The 23,695-nt window shown below is 39.7% G+C and carries 22 protein-coding genes and 2 pseudogenes; 11 read left to right on the top strand and 13 right to left on the bottom strand.

Annotation, left to right across the window (positions count from 1 at the left end):
• Positions 1–36: 36 nt before the first annotated feature.
• Entirely contained in the window at positions 37–600 is a 564-nt protein-coding gene (locus tag ICN26_RS02090) for a hypothetical protein (RefSeq protein ID WP_216266485.1), read from the bottom strand.
• Between the two features lie 94 nt (positions 601–694).
• On the opposite strand from ICN26_RS02090, the gene ICN26_RS02085 reads away from it, so the two are divergent.
• The 5 genes from ICN26_RS02085 (at position 695) to ICN26_RS02065 (ending at position 6,364) form a co-directional block, all read left to right on the top strand.
• Positions 695–2,341, top strand: coding sequence for a tetratricopeptide repeat-containing glycosyltransferase family protein (locus ICN26_RS02085; RefSeq protein ID WP_216266483.1), 1,647 nt, complete (start codon positions 695–697; stop codon positions 2,339–2,341).
• Between the two features lie 90 nt (positions 2,342–2,431).
• Positions 2,432–4,018, top strand: coding sequence for a tetratricopeptide repeat-containing glycosyltransferase family protein (locus ICN26_RS02080; RefSeq protein WP_216266482.1), 1,587 nt, complete (start codon positions 2,432–2,434; stop codon positions 4,016–4,018).
• Between the two features lie 304 nt (positions 4,019–4,322).
• Positions 4,323–4,847, top strand: coding sequence for a class I SAM-dependent methyltransferase (locus ICN26_RS02075; protein WP_216266480.1), 525 nt, complete (start codon positions 4,323–4,325; stop codon positions 4,845–4,847).
• Positions 4,848–4,940: 93 nt separating this feature from the next.
• Positions 4,941–5,303, top strand: a complete 363-nt coding sequence (locus ICN26_RS11110) for a hypothetical protein (RefSeq protein ID WP_439650713.1) — start codon at positions 4,941–4,943, stop codon at positions 5,301–5,303.
• A 77-nt stretch (positions 5,304–5,380) separates the two neighbouring features.
• On the top strand, positions 5,381–6,364 hold the full coding sequence (locus ICN26_RS02065; RefSeq protein ID WP_216266478.1) for a tyrosine-type recombinase/integrase: 984 nt from the start codon (positions 5,381–5,383) through the stop codon (positions 6,362–6,364).
• A gap of 124 nt (positions 6,365–6,488) precedes the next feature.
• Here the strand turns inward: ICN26_RS02065 and ICN26_RS02060 are convergent, their stop codons facing one another.
• The 3 genes from ICN26_RS02060 to ICN26_RS02050 all read right to left on the bottom strand — a co-directional run bounded on the left by ICN26_RS02060 (position 6,489) and on the right by ICN26_RS02050 (position 9,261).
• Positions 6,489–7,988 (bottom strand): hypothetical protein, encoded by a 1,500-nt coding sequence (locus ICN26_RS02060; RefSeq protein WP_216266476.1) that lies wholly within the window; start codon positions 7,986–7,988, stop codon positions 6,489–6,491.
• A gap of 178 nt (positions 7,989–8,166) precedes the next feature.
• Positions 8,167–8,400 (bottom strand): HGGxSTG domain-containing protein, encoded by a 234-nt coding sequence (locus ICN26_RS02055; RefSeq protein ID WP_216266474.1) that lies wholly within the window; start codon positions 8,398–8,400, stop codon positions 8,167–8,169.
• A 162-nt stretch (positions 8,401–8,562) separates the two neighbouring features.
• Positions 8,563–9,261 (bottom strand): glycosyltransferase family 32 protein, encoded by a 699-nt coding sequence (locus ICN26_RS02050; protein ID WP_216266472.1) that lies wholly within the window; start codon positions 9,259–9,261, stop codon positions 8,563–8,565.
• A 137-nt stretch (positions 9,262–9,398) separates the two neighbouring features.
• Between ICN26_RS02050 and ICN26_RS02045 the strand changes: the two genes are divergently transcribed.
• From ICN26_RS02045 to ICN26_RS02035, 3 genes and pseudogenes are all read left to right on the top strand, one after another.
• Complete coding sequence (locus tag ICN26_RS02045; protein WP_216266470.1) at positions 9,399–10,307, top strand: FkbM family methyltransferase; 909 nt, start codon at positions 9,399–9,401, stop codon at positions 10,305–10,307.
• Between the two features lie 200 nt (positions 10,308–10,507).
• A pseudogene (locus ICN26_RS11105) lies at positions 10,508–10,574 on the top strand (cyclic pyranopterin monophosphate synthase MoaC); the annotation flags it as partial.
• Positions 10,575–11,331: 757 nt separating this feature from the next.
• A complete protein-coding gene (locus ICN26_RS02035) occupies positions 11,332–11,991 on the top strand; it encodes a glycosyltransferase family protein (protein WP_216266466.1) in 660 nt (219 codons plus the stop codon).
• Between the two features lie 106 nt (positions 11,992–12,097).
• Here the strand turns inward: ICN26_RS02035 and ICN26_RS02030 are convergent, their stop codons facing one another.
• The 4 genes and pseudogenes from ICN26_RS02030 to ICN26_RS10980 form a co-directional block, all read right to left on the bottom strand.
• Positions 12,098–14,332, bottom strand: coding sequence for a tetratricopeptide repeat protein (locus tag ICN26_RS02030; RefSeq protein WP_216266464.1), 2,235 nt, complete (start codon positions 14,330–14,332; stop codon positions 12,098–12,100).
• Between the two features lie 221 nt (positions 14,333–14,553).
• Positions 14,554–15,045 (bottom strand): annotated as a pseudogene (locus tag ICN26_RS02020) (integrase core domain-containing protein); the annotation flags it as partial.
• 55 nt (positions 15,046–15,100) lie between these two features.
• Positions 15,101–15,271 carry a hypothetical protein gene (locus tag ICN26_RS02015; RefSeq protein ID WP_216266458.1) on the bottom strand — a complete coding sequence of 57 codons (171 nt, stop codon included), beginning with the start codon at positions 15,269–15,271 and terminating at the stop codon, positions 15,101–15,103.
• Complete coding sequence (locus ICN26_RS10980; RefSeq protein WP_255534344.1) at positions 15,258–15,389, bottom strand: hypothetical protein; 132 nt, start codon at positions 15,387–15,389, stop codon at positions 15,258–15,260. The genes ICN26_RS02015 and ICN26_RS10980 overlap by 14 nt, the downstream gene beginning before the upstream one ends.
• A gap of 204 nt (positions 15,390–15,593) precedes the next feature.
• Between ICN26_RS10980 and ICN26_RS02010 the strand changes: the two genes are divergently transcribed.
• A complete protein-coding gene (locus tag ICN26_RS02010; RefSeq protein WP_216266456.1) occupies positions 15,594–17,603 on the top strand; it encodes a tetratricopeptide repeat protein in 2,010 nt (669 codons plus the stop codon).
• A 119-nt stretch (positions 17,604–17,722) separates the two neighbouring features.
• Here the strand turns inward: ICN26_RS02010 and ICN26_RS02005 are convergent, their stop codons facing one another.
• The 4 genes from ICN26_RS02005 to ICN26_RS01990 form a co-directional block, all read right to left on the bottom strand.
• On the bottom strand, positions 17,723–17,983 hold the full coding sequence (locus ICN26_RS02005) for an FkbM family methyltransferase (protein WP_255534401.1): 261 nt from the start codon (positions 17,981–17,983) through the stop codon (positions 17,723–17,725).
• Positions 17,984–18,018: 35 nt separating this feature from the next.
• Complete coding sequence (locus ICN26_RS02000) at positions 18,019–18,282, bottom strand: FkbM family methyltransferase (protein ID WP_216266453.1); 264 nt, start codon at positions 18,280–18,282, stop codon at positions 18,019–18,021.
• Positions 18,283–18,652: 370 nt separating this feature from the next.
• Complete coding sequence (locus ICN26_RS01995) at positions 18,653–19,369, bottom strand: class I SAM-dependent methyltransferase (protein WP_216266451.1); 717 nt, start codon at positions 19,367–19,369, stop codon at positions 18,653–18,655.
• A 1,225-nt stretch (positions 19,370–20,594) separates the two neighbouring features.
• A complete protein-coding gene (locus tag ICN26_RS01990; RefSeq protein ID WP_216266449.1) occupies positions 20,595–21,413 on the bottom strand; it encodes a hypothetical protein in 819 nt (272 codons plus the stop codon).
• A 225-nt stretch (positions 21,414–21,638) separates the two neighbouring features.
• Here ICN26_RS01990 and ICN26_RS01985 point away from each other — a divergent pair, with 225 nt between their 5' ends.
• A complete protein-coding gene (locus ICN26_RS01985; protein WP_216266447.1) occupies positions 21,639–22,514 on the top strand; it encodes a spermidine synthase in 876 nt (291 codons plus the stop codon).
• A gap of 269 nt (positions 22,515–22,783) precedes the next feature.
• Positions 22,784–23,050, top strand: coding sequence for a hypothetical protein (locus ICN26_RS01980; protein WP_216266445.1), 267 nt, complete (start codon positions 22,784–22,786; stop codon positions 23,048–23,050).
• Between the two features lie 101 nt (positions 23,051–23,151).
• Here ICN26_RS01980 and ICN26_RS01975 read toward each other — a convergent pair whose 3' ends face one another.
• On the bottom strand, positions 23,152–23,574 hold the full coding sequence (locus ICN26_RS01975; protein WP_216266442.1) for a FliG C-terminal domain-containing protein: 423 nt from the start codon (positions 23,572–23,574) through the stop codon (positions 23,152–23,154).
• Positions 23,575–23,695: the final 121 nt, after the last annotated feature.

The raw sequence follows: 23,695 nt of genomic DNA, 5'->3' as shown, positions 1-23,695 counted from the left end.
GCCAAACATATCCAGCCTAACCTAAGTCAAAATAACTCAGTTCATGACGCTTTTGGCAAAGGTTGTACCGACATCTTCAGGAAAAAAATAGACCAGCATCAATTCATTGCGGTTATTGAGGCTTCTTCCAATCTGAAAGGCCACTTGCCCGCCTCCAAAAACATAGCTTTTGGTCTTTCGAACCCCTGAGGCAAAAGCGCTTTGTTGGCCCTCAGAGGGACTGTAATCTAAGCCGTATTTGATAGTGAAGCGCTCAATAATGGCATCTGCCACATCTTGCTTGTAGTAGCCCAACTCTTTTTTCATGAGCACCATACGACCAGCCTCATTGTAGATTAGCCATAAATCTTCGTCTTTTTCACCATTTTTGACTTTGCAGCTATAGGTTAAGTCATATTGGGTGCACTTAAATTTCTCAATCGCCTCCTGGCCACTGGTATTAAATGGAATTCCTGCATATTCTTCTATTGGTAGTTTGACTGTTGCCGTATCTGGTAGCCAAACCTCCGCCTTAGGTGCAGGCTCATTGTTGCCGCAGGCAAAAAGACTGATAGTAATTAAGCCTAAGATAGTTCTATTTAAATTGCGAAGGATAGACATAATTTTATAGTTTAAATTGTTAATAATCTAATATAGTCGAATTTAGCGAAGATTTAAATAGTGCAGACTGCGATAAGTAAAACTCATATTGGCAATGAAAAAAGGGGGTAATTTGAGCGGTAATCGAATTGAATTAAAAAAAAGCCAAATTGAGGAGGCGGTAGCACTCTTGCATGCTGGAAATTTTGAGGATGCAAGGGTTATTTACGAAAGGATTTTACAAGAGGATCCAAATGATTGTGGTGCGCTTAATTTACTTGGTTTGGTAGATTATTCCCTTAAAAATTATCAACAAGCCTTAATTTTATTTAGTAAGGCAATCTCAATTTGTCCTCATCAAGCATCCTTTCATTCTCACCTTGGTAATACTTTTAAAGAGCTTGGTCGATACTCTGAGGCGCTTGAAAGTTATGATCAGGCTATTAGGATTAATCCAAAATTTGCCCAAGCTTATATGAACCGTGGTGTCCTATTAAGAAAGCAGGGGCGATATGCTGAAGCCTTGGCAAGTTTCACCAATTCAATTGAACTAGATCCGAACGATTTTAAGATCTTTATTAATTGCGGTAATACTTTGCGCGATTTAGGAAAATTTAATGAAGCACTTGTAATGTTCGATTACGCTGTTAATTTGCAGCCTGATTCACCTGAGCTTTTTTTGGATCGGGCAAATGTACTTATTGATTTGATGCTTATTTCAAAGGCATTAGCAAGTTATGAGCGTTCTATTTATTTGAGGCCTGATTATTCTCTAGCTCATATGAACAAAGCTCACACTTTATTAGCAAATGGACAGTTTGACGAGGGTTTTGAGTCATATGAATGGCGCTGGCGTACTACTGAATTTGGCAGTTTTATAAGATCTTTTCCAGATCCAAAATCCTTTTCTGAGCCCCTCTGGCTAGGCTCCCAATCATTGTCAGGAAAAACAATCTTATTGCAAGCTGAGCAGGGTATTGGCGATATTATTCAATTTTGTCGCTATGTTAATCCTCTTTCAGATTTAGGTGCCCATGTGATTTTAGAGGCCCCTAAGAAGTTAGTGACCTTGCTCAATAGTCTTGACGGTAGATATGAAGTAGTAAGTGTAGATGATGCTCTGCCGCACTTTGATTATCGCTGTCCGATCATGTCACTCCCCCGTGCTTTTAAAACAAACTTGCATAATATTCCACTTTCACAGGGCTACCTGAAGGCTGATCAAAAAAGAGTCTCTCAAATTCAAGAGGAGATTAGACTGAAGAATCCACATTCTAAAAAGTTATGTGGCATTAGTTGGCTTAGTAAAGCTGATAAAACCGGGCTTTTCCGAAGTGTTCACTTAAAAGACTTTATCAGCATGTTGGCTGAGGACGATCTCTTATATGTCAACCTTCAGTATGGTGAGGTTGACGAAGAAATTGCCCAAGTTGAAAAAGACTTGGGCGTTACGGTTGTCAATTTAGATTCAGTAAATAAGTATGATGATATTGATGGCTTAGCTGCGATCATTCAGGCTTGTGATTTGATTATATCAATCGATAACACTACAGTGCACTTAGCGGGTGCTTTAGGTAAAGATACTCGTGTCTTACTACCTTATGTGCCAGCATGGCGCTGGATGTTGGGTAGAAAAGATAGCCCTTGGTATCAATCGTTAATATTGTATAGACAGCCAGCAGTATTTGACTGGGTTGGAGTGTTTGCGAATCTTAAGGAGGATTTGAAGGTAGAAATATCAACATATTATTTAAATTGTTAATAATCTAATATAGTCGAATTTAGCGAAGATTTAAATAGTGCAGACTGCGATAAGTAAAACTCATATTGGCAATGAAAAAAAGGGGGTAATTTGAGCGGTAATCGAATTGAATTAAAAAAAAGCCAAATTGAGGAGGCGGTAGCACTCTTCCATGCTGGAAATTTTGAGGATGCAAGGGTTATTTACGAAAGGATTTTACAAGAGGATCCAAATGATTGTGGTGCGCTTAATTTACTTGGTTTGGTAGATTATTCCCTTAAAAATTATCAACAAGCCTTAATTTTATTTAGTAAGGCAATCTCAATTTGTCCTCATCAAGCATCCTTTCATTCTCACCTTGGTAATACTTTTAAAGAGCTTGGTCGATACTCTGAGGCGCTTGAAAGTTATGATCAGGCTATTAGGATTAATCCAAAATTTGCCCAAGCTTATATGAACCGTGGTAACGTACTTAGAGATCAAGGACGATACCCTGAGGCTTTAGCAAGCTACTCTAATTCAATACAACTAGATCCGAACGATCCGGCCACTTTTCTAAACTATGGCAATGCCCTGCGTAATTTAGGTCGATATGATGAGGCTCTTTCATTGTATGACTATTCTATTAGTTTGAATCCGGATTTACCTATGGTCTTTAATAATCGAGGAAATGTACTTACGGACCTAGGTCTTATTTCCAAGGCGATAGCGAGTTACGAGCGTGCGCTTTATATGAAGCCTGATTATCCAGAGGCGAATTGGAATAAATCTATGTCACTTCTTGTCAATGGACAGTTTGACGAAGGTTTTGAGTCATATGAATGGCGCTGGCGTAATGGTAAATTTGGTGGTCTTGCAAGAGCATCCCCTGGACCCCTCTGGCTAGGCTCCCAATCATTGTCAGGAAAAACAATCTTATTGCAAGCTGAGCAGGGTATTGGCGATATTATTCAATTTTGTCGCTATGTTAATCCTCTTTCAGATTTAGGTGCCCATGTGATTTTAGAGGCCCCTAAGAAGTTAGTGACCTTGCTCAATAGTCTTGACGGTAGATATGAAGTAGTAAGTGTAGATGATGCTCTGCCGCACTTTGATTATCGCTGTCCGATCATGTCACTCCCCCGTGCTTTTAAAACAAACTTGCATAATATTCCACTTTCACAGGGCTACCTGAAGGCTGATCAAAAAAGAGTCTCTCAAATTCAAGAGGAGATTAGACTGAAGAATCCACATTCTAAAAAGTTATGTGGCATTAGTTGGCTTAGTAAAGCTGATAAAACCGGGCTTTTCCGAAGTGTTCACTTAAAAGACTTTATCAGCATGTTGGCTGAGGACGATCTCTTATATGTCAACCTTCAGTATGGTGAGGTTGACGAAGAAATTGCCCAAGTTGAAAAAGACTTGGGCGTTACGGTTGTCAATTTAGATTCAGTAAATAAGTATGATGATATTGATGGCTTAGCTGCGATCATTCAGGCTTGTGATTTGATTATATCAATCGATAACACTACAGTGCACTTAGCGGGTGCTTTAGGTAAAGATACTCGTGTCTTACTACCTTATGTGCCAGATTGGCGCTGGATGTTGGGTAGAAAAGATAGCCCTTGGTATCAATCGTTAATATTGTATAGACAGCCAGCAGTATTTGACTGGGTTGGAGTGTTTGCGAATCTTAAGGAGGATTTGAAGGAAAAATAATAAAACTCATTTAACTCCTAAATTTATTGCCATAAACAGTGCAGAGGATATAGATGAAAGATTAAACATAGCGGCAAAACTATTAAAAAATGGCTTATTTATTAGATTACCAAAATTCCATGAAGCTAAAGAATATATATCAGCTATTAATCAATCACATCAATAAATAAAATTGCATCCATCATTTGTATGTAACGAGCATTTATAAACTAGCTCAGTGGTGATTTAGTATGATATTTCTAGAATTATCCATTTTCTATTATAGTAGTGAAAGTAAGCATAATTAATCCTTAAAAGAAAATCTATGGAAAATGGAATTAAATTAAATCTAGGCTGTGGAGATAAGATTCTAAGTGGTTATATAAATGTAGATACGGTATCAGAGCGTGCTGGGCATAAGCCCGATATCATTTGTGATGTTAGAAAATTAGATATTTTTTCAGATGGATATGCAGATGAAATATTGGCAGTTCATGTCGTAGAGCATTTTTGGCGCTGGGAGGTGGTATCCATTCTCAAAGAGTGGGTTCGAGTTTTAAAGCCAGGAGGAAAATTAATTCTTGAGTGCCCTAACTTAAAGTCTGCTTGCGAAGAGTTTTTAAAAAATCCTGATTTGATGTCTCAACCTGGAGTGGAGGGGCAGAGAACAATGTGGGTATTTTATGGAGATCCTAGATGGACGGATCCATTGATGGTGCACAGATGGGGTTATACCCCCCTATCTTTAGCTCAAGTTATGAATGAAGCAGGGCTAAAGGATTTGCGCCAAGAGCCTGCGGAGTACAAACTGAGAGAGCCAAGAGATATGAGGATTACAGGAGTAAGGTAGGCTATAAAATTTTCTTTAGGAATTATTTTGAACAGCATACATTTTTTACTCCCAGCAATCGATGAAAACTTAGAGTCCATATTTAGATCGAATATGGCAAGTATCAGATTGCGCATTGGCCCTGCAATCAGAGGTCTTATAGAACACGGTGAAAAAGTGACTTTTGGTGAGGTTATCGTTAACCCTACAGATAAGGTGATAATTACCAAAATTGGCGGTAATAATATTCTGGATCGACAAAATCAGTGGCTGCAGCAAATAGAATATGCAAAGTTATCTGGAGCCAAGATATTTATGGATTATACGGATCACCATCTTGGCTTTGAGTCGGGCATGTCAGACTTCTACAGAGATGTTCTGTGTATGGCTAAAGCGGTTGATAGAGGCATGGTGATGGGTGATGTCCACCTACTAGAGAAAAGTGGTGGCAAGTCTGGGGAGTGGAAGGCGGGATAGTGGACGCTAACCTAAGCACCATTCAAAGTATGTAACTTTTAGTCTTGTCCAAATCTTGTCCAAGTGAAGGATAAGAAATGGCATCAATTCGATTCAGAAGTAACAAGTGGCAAGCTCGTGTTTCTCGCAAAGGGGAACAATCTCTAGCCAAAACATTCCAGTCCAAAGAAGATGCCGAACGCTGGGCAAGAAGCGTTGAGGTGGAATGGGACAGGGGAACATATACAAATATCCACCAAGCTCAAAAGACTACCTTTGGTGAACTCATAGAGAGATATCTTCGAGAAGTCACACCACTAATGCGTGGAGCTGGGGCAGACACTATTCGCCTTAAAGCCATCATGAGAAGACCGATTGCTAAAGAGAATATGGCAACACTGACATCTGCCAAGATTGCCAAGTACCGTGATGAGCGTTTACAAGAGATCAAGCCCAGCACAGTTGTTCGTGAGCTAGCCTACTTTTCCTCCATCATTAACCATGCTCGCAGAGAGTGGGGTTTGAACACTCCCAATCCCGTTTTAGGCGTTAGAAAGCCAGCTCAACCTCAAGGTAGAAATCGGGTGCTTACTTACGATGAGGAAAGGATTCTGCTAGAGGCATGCACCCCGAAAGCCAACCGCAACATCTACACAAGACCGTTTGTAATCCTTGCCATTGAGACTGCAATGCGTAGGGGCGAGATTTTGAGCCTTCGCTGGGAGAATATTGATTACCAAACTCGGACAGCTTTTTTGACTCTGACTAAGAATGGTGAATCTAGAAGAGTTCCGCTATCCACGAGATCAATAGAGACTCTCCAATCACTACCAAGGAGTATTGATGGCAGAGTTCTACCCATCAACTTTGCAGCTCTAGAGACGAACTTTAAGCGAGCTAGAGACCGTGCTGGACTTGCCGATTTGCGGATTCATGATCTCAGACATACCGCAGCCACACGACTATCAGAGAAGCTACCGAATCTTCTTGAGCTATCAGCCGTAACTGGACACAAGAGTCTAGCTATGCTCAAGCGTTACTTCCATCCAAATGCTGAGCAGCTAGCTATGAAGCTGGGGTAAGGATTCGCCAAATTTAGCAGTGTCGATGTATCTCATTGTATTTGTTGATATTTTCTGATATTTCTCAGAGTTTTCTTCACATAATGGAGGGGAAGAGGCAACCACTGGATAGCAGTTTGACTCCTCAGCTCTTTGGCTGATATTTCCAGAAAGCACTCAAGAACTCATCATGCTGAGAATCTGCGTACTTGTTCTTCATATAGGTGAGATCAAGCTGACCACTTGGATAATAGACTGGCTCAAAATCCGTTTTGAACTGCTCAGGATCTTTCAGTTGTGGAACCGAACCTAATACCGCCTCATAGGCTTCACGCATAGCAAGCTCCAACTCAGGTAGGTGATGTTCTTGGCATATGAACGAGTCATGGACGGGCAAACACAGAATGTCTTGACCCAACAATTTCAACATCACCATCTCAGCAATCTGGGAGTCAACAAACTGGTACCTCAGACCGAATCCTTTGCCCTTGATCTCTTGAATGATCGGATGCTTTTTGATTACCCATGACTCTAGCTGGGCGGTATTCATTTCCATTATCTTGATTTGTCGACTATTGAGCTTAAAGTTGCCCCGATCATCGTTAATCATGGCATTGATATATGTCTTAATCACCTTCCTTTTGGATTTGTATGGCTCAATGTTCTTGTCATATTCCTTGCCCTCATAACGCAGCCCAAGATCGTATAGGTCACCTTCTGGTAGTGGCAAATTAGCATCTCGGTACATCATCCTTGGATGAAGCTCAGAGTAATCAACCTCAACAGTTGGCAGGCCGTTGATAGTGATATATCTGCGGTATTCACTGGGAATAAATTGCCACCAACCCCCATAAAACCGACCACCCTTTTGAAAGCTTCTCCTGGAAAAGATCCGTCTTAACTGAACATGCAGATAGTTAAATATCCGTGGCTTCTTCTTGCTATCTCCAAAGACCCAATCAAGTTGATATTTGTCATTAGTCATCTTGGCGATCAAGCCTGCATCCAGATGGTGCTTATCAATAGATAGGCAGATGGCATTTTGGGTAATGAAGCTGTTATAGCTCTGAAGATTTTTTCTCCATCTGCGGATATCGTTATTGTCCTTAAATGGACATTGAATCTTAGATTTAGTCTTGAGATCAAAATCCTTGAGAACAATAACATCCTGCTTCTTCGGGGTAATCTTTCGCCATACATATTTAGTGCGTTCAAATTCCTCAAGCAGACCCCCTACCGCTCTAATGGTTGTAGGGATATTCTCCCCACTTTTATTCTTAAAGCCCTTTTTGCGTTCAACCCACTCAAGGGACTCTAGGGTATCCAAAACCCTTAAAACAGCCGTATGGCTTAATTCATTTAATTGGTGAGGCTTATCACCGTATGCACCATCGCTAGTTGGAACAGCAAGCCTACATTGCCGATGCCTGCTTCCATACACCTGATACAAGCCCTCAATGATTGAGCGAGCAGCAAACTCATGAGCAGTCTGCATTTTGGCTTGAGGCTTATTTTGAAGTTTCAGTCTGGACAAAAGCTGCCCCATAACAATCGAAACCAAATATTCAAATATCTGGTCTTCTGGCATATGAATATGCTTCAAATGCAAGTTATATGTCTTATATTGTTTGAGATTGTTTGTCATATTAGTCTCACCTACTAGATTAAGGCACAGTCACCTGTTGAGATAAATGAGTACAAATCAGGAACAAAATGGGAGCATTGCTAAGGCGATATCTACAGGGGTAAGTTCAGCTGTTTCATGGGGTAGCGAAAATATCCGCTGGGAAATATCAAAAAACCGTCAAACATCGTAATGCTAGCTATCTTTTAGGCTCAATCAATCCCAAGTAGATTGCTAACTCCCCTAAGAGCTTAATATAGGCGCTACCTTCGGCAAGCTTCCTACGACTTTCCTTGGTGCAATTACCGTGCCGATAATTCCAATGCAACTCTCCAGAAGGTGATAAACCGCCATGCAAGCGACAGCGAACCTTACCAACTAGCGGATGCTTCTGACAAAGGCCTCCCGAGCGTGTTTTAGCATTACATGACATGCTTTATTTTAGTCACACAACCATCTTGAAGCACTCTGCTACTGGCGGCAATTCATTTATACCTGAAAATTAATGTGAATAGTCTGTCTACGAACCATAAAAAATATAGTCCTTGAATACTTATTACATAACCAAATAATCTTTCACAATTTATTTGAGGCGCTAAAGTTCCATTATTTTTTTATAAAAATCGATCATTAGGCCTTTTCTTGCGGGTCCCTTAAAGTGTAGAAAAGTTGCTTGAGAAACATAATTCATGTTTTCAGGTAAACATGCATAAGTATGTTCAGGTATGAATCCTAATTGCCCATTAGACTTTCTTTTTGCAACAATTTTTAAGGCTTCCTGATCCCCATACCAAATTCGAAATTTTTCACTTAGGCCATCACACACATCAGCAAGCTCAATCCATACCTCCGAATTTCTTGTAATTGTTGTACAGGCTAAATAAGGATAAACCTTACCAAGCGGCATTTGGTCATACTCAAGATAATTCATTCCACGGAAATTTCCATTAAATAATGCGTCCCCGCCAAATGATCTCTCGCATATATAGAGATCTTTACTCTCCAAAAATTTCTCTGGATCAAACGATCTTAGGCACAACATATCCGTATCTAAATATATAGCAGGCCCACCAATCCCAGAGCTGGCAAAACTATTCAGTCGGAACGTCATAATCTCGTGAGGATTGCCATCAAACTCCAAGCGATGAGTTACTCCGTTTATATTTGGAGAATGGCGATCTGTGCAATAGACTATTTCTGAATTAGGATTAAATTTCCTAATAGAATCTACAAGCATTTGGGGGCAGCTTGAATCACTACCTATATGGAAAAAACAAAATATGGATTTATTCATAAAATGTAAGAAATTTCTATAGCCTTTAGTTGATAGTTAATATATATCAGCGATTCAATAAAATTAGTCATAATAGATTATAGTTCCGCCAAGTTACATACAGATCAATACAACATTAATCAAATTTAGAGGATTTAATGGTTATTCAAAATAATAATCTCACCATAGAGGATGCGATAGCCTATCGCAATCAACACCCAAATCGCAATAATTACTCAATTAGTGAATTAACAAACTTACCAAAATTTTTTGATTGGGTAAATTGCAATCCATCCGACAATTCTCAGTTTTCCATGTATTTGGCTGGGGCTGATGATGGCGTTGTATTACGTTTTTTCTGGAATGGGCGTTATGAATATTTCACACTAAAGACTTGGTCTAATATCTGTTCAAAATCTAAAGTAATTGTTGATATAGGGGCGCATACTGGAGCCTATACTTTGACTGCCGCCAGCACGAATTCTAATGCAAGCATATTTGCATATGAACCGCACTTTATGAATTTTGCCCGCTTAAACTTGAACCTACGTAGAAATGGATTTAATGCCAATTGCGCTCACATGCTAGGTGTAGGTGAAAGAAACGAAATGATGCCTTTCTCAATATCTACCGATATAAGCTATTTAAGTACAGGAGGATCAATTGGCGCAAGAAATAACTCTCATATCACCCCCATTCAAGTGGTAAAGCTAGATGATTTTTTCCCGCAAAACATGCATGAAACAATTGACCTCATCAAAATTGATGTAGAAGGATTTGAAGGTTCTTGTTTGCGAGGAATGTCGAGCATCCTTAATCGAGGATTACCCACTATTTTCTTTGAGTGCATAGACCATACAGCTGGATCTGAAGTCTTTAGTGAACTTTCACCATTGGGCTACTCTTTTTATGAAATAGACGATTTGACCTGCCACATAAAAAAAGTTGAAGATATTAAACCCATATTTGATGATCTGGGAAAACCGAAGATGAACACTCTGAATAGAATTGCAGTCAAAAATGAAAGCCTTCAACGCCAACTAGATGGCCTATCAACTCAACAATAAATTAGAAATAGTATTTTTCATAATCTCAAGTGCAAAATACTATGTATGACTGTGTTGTGACTCCTACTTTACAGATTGGGGGTGCCCCTGGGTGGGGTCGTCATATTTTAAAAGAGTAGATCTTTGCTCTTAATATATTGTGATAACCTTTGTCCAAACGTTGTCCAAGTAAACCTAAAGATTTGCTCAAGATTAAAGTTACTGGCGTAGAAATGGAAGCTCTCACCGCAGTCCAAGTTGCCCTTCTCACAATCTACGATATGGTTGATGTTGCTACTACTTCCTCGCGAATGATGCAGCAAAACCTAGCAATGTATTACTCTGGAAATATTGAGTTACTAGAAGATGCAATAGAGTTCTTTCCTCATGATATCAAGCCGGTAAATAAACCAACTACCCTCTTATGGTTTGGTCATGCATCAAATATTGAACATTTAATTTCATTCATTAAACTGGGCTTTGAGATTGGAGATCAAATCAGATTAATCATCCTATCTAATGAAGCTGGATTAAAATACTTTTCCAGAGCCCAGTTGAATTCAAAAGCCGAAATTCAAATTCAGCTTGGGATCTGGTCACCAGAGGCAATGGTCCATGCTTCAAAATTAGCCGATGCCTGCATTATTCCGATAAATAATGCCGATCCAAAGAAGAATGGCGCAAGTTCAAATAGATTAATTACAGCCCTTGTACTTGGGTTACCAGTAGCAGCTGGGGCTCTTGATAGCTATAAAGATTTCGAAAAATACTATGTCGATATTAATGGTGAGGAGTTTAGGGTCCTAATTGAGGACCCTTCAATATTTCACGATCGAGTCAAGCTCGCTCAACTTGAAGTTGTACCAAAGTTTTCCGTTCAAAATATTGCGAGTAAATGGGTAGAGCTACTTACTTAAATGCATAATATTTAGGATGCCAGTTCTAGTTTTTTTAAAGTTTTTTATTTATGATCAAATTTACCCAATAATATATTTGTGGAAAATTTATTTAGCTTATATATTTATTTTCTAAAAATGGAGATTTTATGTTGAGAATTTTTATCGGAATTGATGAGCGTCAACTTGTGGCATATCATGTATTGGTTAGCTCTATACAGCGTTTATCATCCAAGCCAGTCGCCATAACGCCGCTACTCCTTAATCAATTGCCGATAACTAGACAAGGCCTCACTACCTTCACCTATTCGCGCTATCTTGTCCCGTATTTATGCAACTATAAAGGCCAGGCTTTATTTATGGATTCAGATGCTCTTCTTTTGGGTGATGTTGTTGAGCTATTTGAGTCTGCCACAGGTGCCAGTGTGGATGTTGTTCCGTTTACTGGCCCTTTTTCTTTTGAACGTCCCTCCGTGATGCTTTTCAATAATGAGCGTTGTCTCAAGCTAACACCAGAATTTATCAGCACCGACACACCCCAAAATTTAAACTGGGCTGAAGAAGTTGGGGCCTTATCGCCCGACTGGAATCATTTGGTAGGTTATGCCCCTTCAAATCCAAACGCAAAATTAATTCACTATACACAGGGAGTGCCTGGCTATAAGGAGTGCAGGGAATGTGAATATGCCCCAGAATGGTTTAAGGAGAGGGAGATAATGTTAAGTCATTGTTCCTGGTTGGAAATTATGGGCAAATCAGTTCATGCTCAGCCCGTCCTAAATAGACTTAACGGAATAGCGGATGTTTGAGTGAGAACTAATTGGAGAATAATAGCTTTTTAGCCAGAACTTCTAACCGCAAGGAAAATTTTTTGCAGTTTTGTTGTGACCGCCAAAGTCCAATTCTAAGTGGGCATTAGTAAGAAAGTTTTGATTTACGATATGCACTTTCTAAAAATTTCTCAAGTGCTCTAATGGGCTCAAGATCCCCATATAAAAAATAACGATTTTCTTCAATTTTATCTCTAATGAAGCTTTTGTATTCTTGATTACTTGCAATTTTAACGACTAGATTCACAAAGGCATTCTCATCCTGCGCTATTAACTCCTCTAGACCAATTTTTTTTAATATGCCGCTTGCTAAACGTCCTCTCATAAACCTTCCTTCGCGCGTAACAATAGGAAGTCCACACTCAATCGCTTGATATGCTGTGTTAAATCCAGAGAAGCCAATGGTATCAAGATAAATATCTGCACGTTTCATTAGGCCAAAGAAGCAAGATTTTGGCTGCCAAGGTATGAAAACACAATAGTCTTTACTATTGAGTCCCGATTCTAAAAAATGGCAAGAAAGTCGCTCTTGAAGAAGGCAGGTAAGCTGTTTATCTTGATGTGTGAAGAATATGAATTGACATTTCCCTAGCCGTTTTGCTATGTCTACGAAAACATGATCATACTGTGGCTGATATTTAAAAGGTGTTCCAGGGCAGATTAGTAATGGCTGATCTGCCTTAATACTAAGTTGCTCTAGATTTATAGAAATAGGTATTACTGCTGATGGTTTATGGTGGGACCCCAAGTTCGGTAATTTTACTAGCCGTTCAGTATAAAATTTTTCAGAGTTATCAGGCTCGAATAAATCTGCAGATAGATAGTAGTCAATTGTTGGTAACCCTGTTGTATCAGGATGACCCCATGATCCCACTTGAACCGGCGCTAATCTTAGATTGGCTAATTTGATCGACATTGGGTCCATTCCGATTTCAGGATAGATCAAAATGTCAATTTGGCTAGAAAAGATTGCTTTCACCCAAGCAATTAGGCGATCACCGCAGGTAATGAAATCCTTTGCAACTGATTTTGCAAATTTTGTCTCTAGATCATTTATGACACCAGTATAGAAAAAAACCAATTCAAAATGGTTACGATTAATTTGCTCGACCCATCCCCTGGTAAGCGCATCCCATACAGAGTGCTGGTGAATATGGTGAGAGACTATCCCCACTACAATGGGTTTATTAAAAGCTTTTGGCCTAGTAAATTGACTCTCCTTTTGTTGCCAATAGCTCATAAGCCGGTGACATAATGCCCCATAGGTTGAAAGGAGCTCTTTATTATTCTCTTCATGGTAGGCAAGATAAAACGGCTGTGCTGAACCAACAGCTTTGTGCCCGTTTTTAAGACGCTCTTGCGTAGAAAACCAGCTATTCATGTCAGATAGTTCTTGAGAAAATTCTATGCGAGAGGATTTGGAGTTCTCAACATGGTTTGGAATGATTGGTAGCACAGTCATGGCGCGTCCCCAGCGAGCTAATACAAAGTCGGGCTTGATGAGTAAAGCTTGGTCATAGCTTTCTTTTGCTTCACTCTCCCTGCCAATCTTTTTTAAAACATTGCCACGATCAGCGTAGGCCTCCGGGTAATCAGGTTTAAGCTCAATAGCTTTGTCGTAGCTAGCAAGAGCTTCTTCTGAACGGTGAAGATTTGATAAGATATTGCCACGATTAGCGTAGGCTTCTGGGTAATCAGGTTTAAGCTCAATAGCCTTGTCGTAGCTAGCAATAGCTTCTTCTAAACGCTGAAGATCTTTTGAGACATTGCCACGATGAGAGTAGGCCTCTGGGTAATCGGGTTTAAGCTCAATAGCCTTGTCGTAGCTAGCAAGTGATTCTTCTAAACGCTGTAGATCTTTTAAGACATTACCACGATTAAAGTGGGCTTCTGCAAGATTAGATCTAAGCTCAATAGCCTTGTCGTAACTAACAAGAGCTTCTTCTAAACGTTGAAGTTCTCTTAAAGCATTGCCGCGATTACAGTGGGCTACTGCATAATCAGGGTTGATCTCAATAGCTTTATCGTAACTAACAAGAGCTTCTTCTAAACGCTTGAGTTCTTTTAAAGCAAGGCCGCGATTACAGTGGGCTACTGCATCATAAGGTTTTATTTTCAGTGCTTTAGTTAGAAAATAATCCGCTTTTATAAATTGCTTAGTTTGTATAAATAGGACGCCTAATAACTGTAGGGCATCAAAATGATTCTCCTCTATTGCCAATACCAGCTCATAAATTAGTTGCGCATCTTCGAGTCGACCTTCTTGATGTAAGGCTAAGCCTTGATCAATTAAATCAAATATTTTATTTTCTTGCTGCATGTGGTTTGATTTAGTAACTTGCGTTAAGAAATGTTAGATAGGTGAATTATTGATAAATTCTGCAATAAACGGGATATCTCTTAAAAATTCAATGAAAATTTTCTTCGCTAATCTACATCAATAACTTCCCTCTTGAACTGTTGTAAATTTAGGTCCACGATCAAAGAGAGTTTTTCTATAGTAAATCATTGCAGCAACATGGGTTGATTTTGTATTATTTTGGGTACTTGGGTTTGGGGTGCTGGCGGTCTATAACCCAAAGCGCTATGGGGCCTGACATGGTTGTAGTGTTTCACCCACTCCCCTACGATGATCTGAGCTTCTTAAAGGCTGTAGAAGATCTCCCCATCCAAAAGGTTATCTCTCAAGGTACCATTTAAGCTTTCACAAAAGCCATTCTTCCAGGGGCTACTGGGTTCAATATAAGCAGTTTTGACCCCAATGCCAGATAACCAACTACGCAGGTCTTTGGCAATAAATTCTGGGGCATTATCACTACGGATGTACTCCGGGATGCCGTTGTCAATCATGGCGTTGGCCAGTTGTTCAATCACCTGAATCGATCCAATCCTTCTAGCGTAGTGGATGGTTAAGCATTTCTTGGTGAACTCATCAATCATCGTGAGCATCCCGAACTTGCCGCCATAAGTATCTCTAATAAAGATAAAGTCGTAATTCCAAACATGATTGGGGGCAGCAGCTCTCAGGCGCATACAACTACCATCGTTAAACTAAAGTCTGCCTCTAGGAGGCTGCTTTTGTGGAACTTCAGACCCTCTTGCCGCCAGATGCATGGGACCTTTGCGATGGTAGCGCCTGCCCCCAACCAGCGTTGCGCATCATCCCGGCAATAAATCGGTAGCCATACCTGCCATAGGTGCTCGCCATCCGGATGACTTCAGCCCTAAGCGGCTCTTCGTCATCTCTAGGCAATGGCATGTAGCGATACGCTGCTCTGGAGAGCCTGGGCTAGGGTTTTACCGTTAGTGGTTAAAACATCGATTTGACGCAATAAGGTAACGATTTGCTCGGGTTTAAGGCGTTGGCCTTTAGCCATATTAAGCACTCCTTTAAGGTAGAAGATTATCAAAAATCCTCTCTTTGGGAGTGGTACTAAAAATCAGGTCAGTTCAAATATCAGTCGTAAAATTTTGTAATTCGTCTAATAGATATATAACTTATTGTTGGAGTATATTAAAATTTATTTATGCTTCGTCCACCCAATATTCCTAATCGCAAATTACCGAGCTTAGTCAAATAAGTGTTACAACAAGACTCCACATTGCCCTTGATAGAGCAAGCCTTTAATTTACATCAGCAAGGTAAATTCAAAGAGGCACAGGCGTTTTATGAGCAAGCTTTAACAATAGATCCCAATCATTTTGATGTTCTACAGTTATTGGGTACTTTATTTCTGGAGGCTGGGCAATTTATCAAAGCGGTTGAGTTTCTAACTAAAGCATTACAAATCAAGCCTGATTTTGTAGAGGCTTACTCTAATCTTGGCATTGCTTTGCAAGAGCTCCAGCGTTTTGAAGAAGCGTTAGTTAGTTATAACGAAGCCATCCGTATCAACCCCAATTACGCAGAAGCCTACTCTAATCGAGGCATTGCTTTAAAAGAACTTGAGCGTTTTGAGGAGGCTCTGGTCAGTTACGATCAAGCCATTTCAATTAAGCCAGATAATGCAGAAGCCCACTCTAATCGCGGCGTTGTCTTGCAGACACTGCAGCGTTTTGAGGAGGCCTTAGTGAGTTATAACGAAGCCATCCGTATCAACCCCAATTACGTAGAAGCTTACTGTAATCGCGGTATTGTCTTAAAAGAACTTGAGCGCTTTGAAGAAGCGTTAGTTAGTTACGATACAGCGATTCGCATTAGACCTGATTACGTAGACGCTTACTACAATCGCGGCGTTGCCTTGCAAGATCTCAAACGTTTTGAAGAAGCCCTTATTAGCTGCGATACAGCTATTGCCATCAAGCCCCATTTCGCAGAAGCCCACTCTAATCGCGGTATTGTTTTAAAAGAACTTGAGCGTTTTGAAGAAGCTCTAGTTAGCTTTGATCAAGCTATCCGTATTAAGCCGGATTATGCGGAAGCCTACTCTAATCGCGGTGCTGCCTTAAAAGAACTTGAGCGCTTTGAAGAAGCCTTGGTGAGTTACAACAAAGCCATTACCATCAACCCTAATTACGCAGATGCTTACTCTAATCGCGGTAATACCTTAAAACTCCTCAAACGTTTTGATGAAGCTCTAGCGAGTTACCACCAAGCTATTGCGATTAAACCCGATTATGCAAACGCCCACTGGAATCTATCTTTGTGTCACTTATTACTGGGTAATTTTAAGGATGGTTGGCAAGGATATGAATGGCGCTGGAAGAACGAAAGTGCTATAAGCCTGCAGAGCAGAAGACACTTCTCTCAGCCCTTGTGGCTTGGGGGGCAATCCCTGGTAGATAAAACCATCTTGCTCCATGCGGAGCAAGGGCTAGGTGATACGATTCAATTTTGTCGCTATGTCTCCTTAGTTGCTCAGCTTGGCGCTAAAGTGATTTTAGAAGTGCGGCGCCCTTTATTTAAAATACTGCAAAACTTAGAAGGTGTTAGTCAGCTGGTGGCAATGGGCGATCCACTACCTGCGTTTGATTATCAATGCCCGCTCATGAGTTTGCCGCTGGCATTTAATACCGAAATTGAGAGCATCCCCAATCAGGTCCCGTACATTAAAGCACCCCCGATACAAGAGGAGTACTGGAAAACCAAGCTAGCAGCGCACCAAAAGCTTAAAGTAGGCCTCGTTTGGAATGGGGGATTTCGTCCTAATCAACCCGAGCTTTGGAGTCTAAACGCTAGGCGCAATATTCCCCTAGCCCAAATCGCTCAAATTAATATTCCGGATATCAATTTTTATAGCCTGCAAAAAGGTGAGCCCGCTGAATCCGAGCTGATCCAAAGCGGTAATCAATATTGGAACCCATCTAATTTTTACAACTTTGTGAGCGAACTTGACGACTTTTCAGATACGGCAGCACTGATTGCAAACCTTGATCTCATTATTAGTGTGGATACTTCAACAGCGCACCTAGCAGCAGCGATGGGTAAACCGATTTGGCTATTAAATCGATTTGATACTTGCTGGCGTTGGTTAGTCGATAGAAAAGATAGTCCTTGGTACCCGACAATGACGCTGTATCAACAAGAGGAAATGGGGAACTGGGAGGGCGTCATAGAGAGGGTTAAGGGGGATTTAGTAGGGAGGGTTTAGGGAGTTCAATCAAAAATATGGGGAATGAATTTTATGCCGCAAAAAAAGTGATTTTTAAGTGTTCATTGACAAAGGTTGTTGCGACTGATTTGTGAATTTTCGACTTACGAGACCAATAATTAATCATTAAATATAATAGAGGACTCTTCGGGCACGCAAAGATAGTTGGCTCCAATACCAGAATAAACTTTGTAGTTAGCTGTTTTCAACCAATCAATAATTTCATCCCTATCACTTTTTAAATACTCTATTAGCATAAAAGGCCTAAAGTTTAGGATACTTTTCTCAGCACCTTTTAAAACCTTCATCTCCATTCCTTCAACATCGATTTTAATAAAATCTATTTGTGAAAAATTAACATCGTCAATAACCACACACATCACTTTCTCGCACTCACCTACACTAGATAGCTGCCCTATAAACTCCTTTTGCTCCCTCCAAACTCTACGCTACCAAAACTCAGTGGTTTTCCATAGTCAAATTTTGGAATATCTATAGGCTCTTGCGCATCAGACACTGCGTTATGGCAACAAAAAACATTGCTCAAGGAATTTAAAGAGATATTGTCAGCAAGCATATTAAATATAATTCGTTGGGCTTCAAACGCAAATACTGAGCCATTACCAACCTCTTGAGACATGATGACAGAATGTACTCCAATGTTTGCTCCGATATCCAATACAGTAAGATTCGGGTTTTTTTCGCAACAGTCTCAATATACCTCTAACTACATTTAACTCATGAGGGTCATATACCCCATACTCAGAGAGTTGCCAGCCAACTCCAGTATCATTTTTATTGACTATGAATGTACCGATATCTGTTGCAACTACGACATTGTATTTTTTCAATTATGCGTACCTATGATTTATTCTAGGCTGAATATAAACTAGAACATTCGAAGTATATTAAAAATCAGACTGCTAATCAATGATTACGAGAAAAGTGCAGTTCAGTAAAATCTAATTTATTTTGAGGTATTTTATTCTGGACTCGATCATTTTATCGAATATAAGAATTTTCTTATTAGAAGGAGTTTAATAATATTGCTAGGGCTTATTGCCGGCAAGTGATGGCGCGACATAAATAAAATCAGCTTGATTACCGTAAACGACCTGATCCGGTTTTGCTCGAGATTTTTTTTCTATTACGACTACACTATCGTAAAAATGAATCGAATCAGTAGCTTGTGTAAAGTAGTTTGGAGCTAAGGATTCGCTTTCTTTGACATGAAATGCGTTAAGTTGATCAACTAGTTTTTTTGAATACTCAATAAATGTATCTGCCTTTAGATGTCCCCCTCCAAAGGCTGGCATATAAGATGTATGGGTATCCTCACAAAGGTAAACACCATCATCACGCATCGACAAATATAATTCTTCCAATGTTGTAACTTGTTGCTCCATTCTATGGCCCCCATCATCAATTACAACGGCAAATTTTGAATACTGCTTGGATAATGCCTGCAAAAATTTTGGATCTGCTTGATCCCCAATTACTATCTCAATCCCTGGCTCTTCATATTTTTTACAACCTGGATTTATATCTACTCCAACAATTGTCGCTTTGGGACCAAAATACTCTTTCCACATCTTTAAAGAGCCACCGTTAAAAATCCCAATTTCAATCATCGTTATTGACTCCCCCCTAAAGCGAGAAAAGTGACGATGATATATATCGAAATAATGCCGCCAGCGATGAACAACCCTACCATTAGGATTTTGTTCTAAATATTCAATCAACGGATTTATATATTTATTGTTCATTATTATTTCCACCCTCAAAATCAATAAATTAATTCTACATATATCATACGCCACCATCGTTTTTAAATAAGATTTTTTATCCCACGACCCGCGATTGACATAAATAATTTATGCATTCTAATAGTTTAGGATGCAGTCGATCACAGTAAGTAAATCAGATATAAAAATTGTGGATATCAATGCTCTGTAAAAAGAATTAGCTTTTTTCAATTTGATCTTTAATTATCTCCCCATATTTGAGGTCTAAAAAAGATAAAGTCACTGAAATTTTTTCTAAGAGCTTTTATATTTTTGGTATTTCAGATGAGATTAGTATGGTGGAAACTTGGTTCGTGAATTTAGGACCTATGAATTAAATGCCTACGGCTTTATAAATTATGCAATCATCAGTTTGAGGCACTGCTGAAGTACTCTATCTCGAAGAATCGTTGCAGATAGCTTTTGTCGAATAGTATTCTTGCTCCGTACTTCCATGAGGTATTCCTATCTTTTCTGAAAATGGGGCGCTTAATCCACTTTGGGATGCAATCAATAGAGGTAAGGTTTCGAGCTTTTTAGGTGGGCGCTCTCCACCGCTAAATACAGTGCTTTTTGAAGTAGACCACCGTGAGTAAGCTCGGTTGAGGGTTCAGTTGAGAATGCTTGGATCTCGCTTAATTGCTGTCAATTTAGGCCAGCATCAAAGAGGGTTTTCTATAGCAAATCATTGCAGCAAACTAGGTTGATTCTGTAATAAGTTGGGTGCTTTGATTTAGTGCTAATAAGTAGCTTTTTAAGATAACAAGTCATGGGCCCAACAAGCTAGGGTCCAATTGTGGATATCTGTGATGTTAATTGAATAAAGTTGTACAAGCCTTTTGAGGCCCCTAGCTTTAATTACTATTGAACTATTGGTAATTTGAAGTAATTGCTAGATTCGTTCGTAAAAAACTTTCGAGTTGAGCTGGGCGTCTAACTTTTGGGCATCGGCTCACATAAGGGCTTCGCAAGAATCCTTCAAAAAATTACGTGGGTGGTCTGGACTCTCTTGCTTTAGCTGTATCAATTAGAGTGCTTTTAGCTAAAAATAGTTAATCAATTCGTGGTTAATCTGGCAAATATCGACGCATTTAAGACGGTGGCTGGAAAAAAGATACCTATCTTTTATATTGGCTACTTAATACCAATTCAAACTCAAAATTACTTAAAAATTTAACGTCAGAATTAATGCTGCAAAATTCTAATTTTAGTCAGCATGAATTATCAGTTCATCGACTTTAATTTTTCCATGTAGTGTACCCATTTTGCTTACGTAATTATTTGGCAGGTGATGAATAAGACTATTGGGATCAACGCATTTGGTCTCAAAATCATACCCAATAAAATTTCTAGAATGACAGTCCTTTGGTACATTAACAAATGTCAAGCCTGCCGCCGCTTTCTCCCTAATACCCCAGGGAGTACATTCTGGAATTGAGGATGGCCCATTTAAATGCTCGTACATCAATTCTCGATCAAGTAAATACATGCCTTGATATGGTTGGGGTAGATTTAAGTAGTAATAGATTTCCGATTCTTTAACTTTAGGTAGGCTATCGAAACTTGACCTTGTTTTAACATCCGTTGCATACATTGCCTTAGAGCCCTCTTTTTCCTCATAGCGCAAAAAGGATGGAATGACTTTGTTATTCCTTAGCGCCTCTCGAGATCTTAACCAGTACTCAATATTCTTTTTGGTTATAAAAATATCATCCTCTAAATACATAAAATGCGAAATCGATTCGTCAGTATTAAAAAGCTCTCTAAAGGTGTGAAAATGACTCCAAGTTAAAAGGTAAGGATGGCCAAGATATGTTGGAGTGTGAATATTTACCGCCAATTCACGGTCTTGCTTGACGGCACGCATAATATTTAGCATCTTATCCACACCATTTTCATTCGTGAAAATATGAACAAAAACCTCATTTCCTAGAGAGTTAAACTGGGTCGCAATTTTCTCTAGATATTTAATTCGATCTGAAGCGTAATGAAAAGTTACGGCAATGGCTAATTTTTTTATCTCCATGAAGTTATTTTACTCAAAATAAAGTGGCATCGTATTTCCATGTTGACGTAATTCAAAGAAACTCCCGCTTATTTACTAGGGCCTGCCGATCAATTGATACAAAAAAACGTCATTTTGAAAAAAGAAATGGTATTTACCCAATAAAATTGGTTTTTAGTGAAAATTGATTCATTATATTTTGATGTTCAACATGCATTTACCGATTTGCACCAACACCGTTCTTCTATGCTCCCCAATATTAATATCTCTCTATCTAAGGCTATTCATGCTGTAGGTTTAAAAAAGTTAGCTACAGCTAAAGAAGGTTTACTCTATGAAGGTCAAACCATGTCTGGCTCAACGAACGTGACTCAAGACCTTGGCGGGATTCGTACCCTGCGCTTTGGAAAACAGGGAACTCGTCAAAGCGTGGTCAAAATGGGCGACCTGGATTACTTGGGTTTGCCCTATGCAAAATCAGCCATGATTGGCCTGGCTTTTACCGAGCAGCTCGATCGCATTTTGGTGTTAGGAGTTGGCGCTGGCAACATCCCGATGTTTTTACGTAAACATTACTCGGATGCACAAATTGATGTGATCGATATTGATCCACAAATTATTGGCTTAGCTAAGCAGTATTTTAATTTTGTTGAAGATGACTTGCTCCATGCGTATGCACAAGACGGTCGAGCATTTATTGAAAATGTCCAAAAGCCGTATGATCTGATCTTTTTAGATGCCTATACGGCAGCAGGGATCCCCAAGCATTTAGCAACGAAAGATTTTTTGCTCTCACTCAAAAAAGCGCTCAAGCCCTCTGGCGCTATTGTCGCCAATATATGGAGCACTCCCAAAGTCAATCCGCTCTATAGATCCATGCTGCGCACCTATCAAGAGGCCTTTCATGAGGTGTATATCTTAAGAGTCCCTACGGCTGGTAACAAGATTGTGATTGCGCTGCCACAGCTAAGGGGGCTACCCTTGAACAGTATTGTGCAGCGCGCTGAGCAGATCAGCGCGCAAAAGCGCTTACCGTTTGATTTAAGCCAAGTGTTACAACCTGGATTGATTAAGTTAATCGACCTACAGGAAAAGCCGGTACTGCTTGATGATGACCTATAAAAATGGAGTTTTGAGCAGTCGTGGCGCCGTTTTGGCCAAGGTTTGCAGGGATAACTTGCATGAGCACTTCATTTTCAGTATTGTCTATAGACCCCATAATGATTATGGTTTCTTAACAAAAATCCTTGCGATGCCGTAAACACTTATTGTGCTCAAGATACGCTAGAAGGGCGCACAGCTAAGAGAAACTCTGTTTTTGTGCAGTGCGACTTTATTTAGTAATAACTTTTTGCTACATTTCTTATATCGATAAATATATTTACTTGATCATGAGCATCCTATCGGTACATTTTCCTGAAACCACTGCGATTCGCCTAAAAGCTTTGGCAGGCTTAACTGCTGCCGATCTTTGCCTGATTTATGACAAGTGGATCACTTTTTTTGTGTTGATTGCTATTGCTATCGCTTTGGAGTTCCTCTATCGCAGATTGCATGAAGTTTTATTGCACAATCATGAAATCGAAAAAACAGCCCAAAAAATCGCTGAGCGCAAAGCGCATGCATTGGCTATGCAAGAAGCAGGTGTTCATAAGTAACTCATTCAATACAGTGCATCTCTGATTGGTTATAGTCAGTGAAATTGGGTTATGCCTAGACTTGTAAATGCTTAGTAGTGCTTTGCTTTTCCCATGACTACTTAAATGTATTTCTCATCTACAGCAAATTTTCGCAATGTAATGCTTTGAGTTTGGTGTAACCCATAAGCTACTTTCAGCACCTCTAATTGAACTCCTTCGATTTCGGAGACTTTTAGCTTTGCACTATTTTGTAAATCTTCTCCGATACTTTTTGCCCTAGCTTTAGTCATGGCGGTCAGTATTTTGATACCCAGCGGTTTACTGACATTTTTTAAGCAAACGACTAAAGTCTGATCAGAAATCTTGAGAAGTAGTGTCTGCATATCTAGCGCAGATAAAAATAGTAAGTCTTCAAAGCTAAAGAGATGATCCAAAATGGCTTGAGCGATTTGGGCATCATGAGTCTCGACACGTTTTACGCCCAAATTTATCTGTTCTTGATGAAGATGAGCCAAAATATCTGCAGCATTTTTTACAGTCATAAATGCTATCTACGCTTTAGAAAAAAGATTTGAGAGATCAAGCATTTTGAGTAAGGCGGCTAACAAGCAAAAGCTCAGGACTTCCAAAAACAGGCCAGCTTACGATCCATGCCAGCAGCGT

Source organism: Polynucleobacter hallstattensis (genome assembly GCF_018881835.1).
Taxonomy (GTDB): Bacteria; Pseudomonadota; Gammaproteobacteria; order Burkholderiales; family Burkholderiaceae; genus Polynucleobacter; species Polynucleobacter hallstattensis.
Note: the sequence above shows the minus strand (reverse complement) of the source record. Positions and strands in the feature narration are given on the sequence as shown.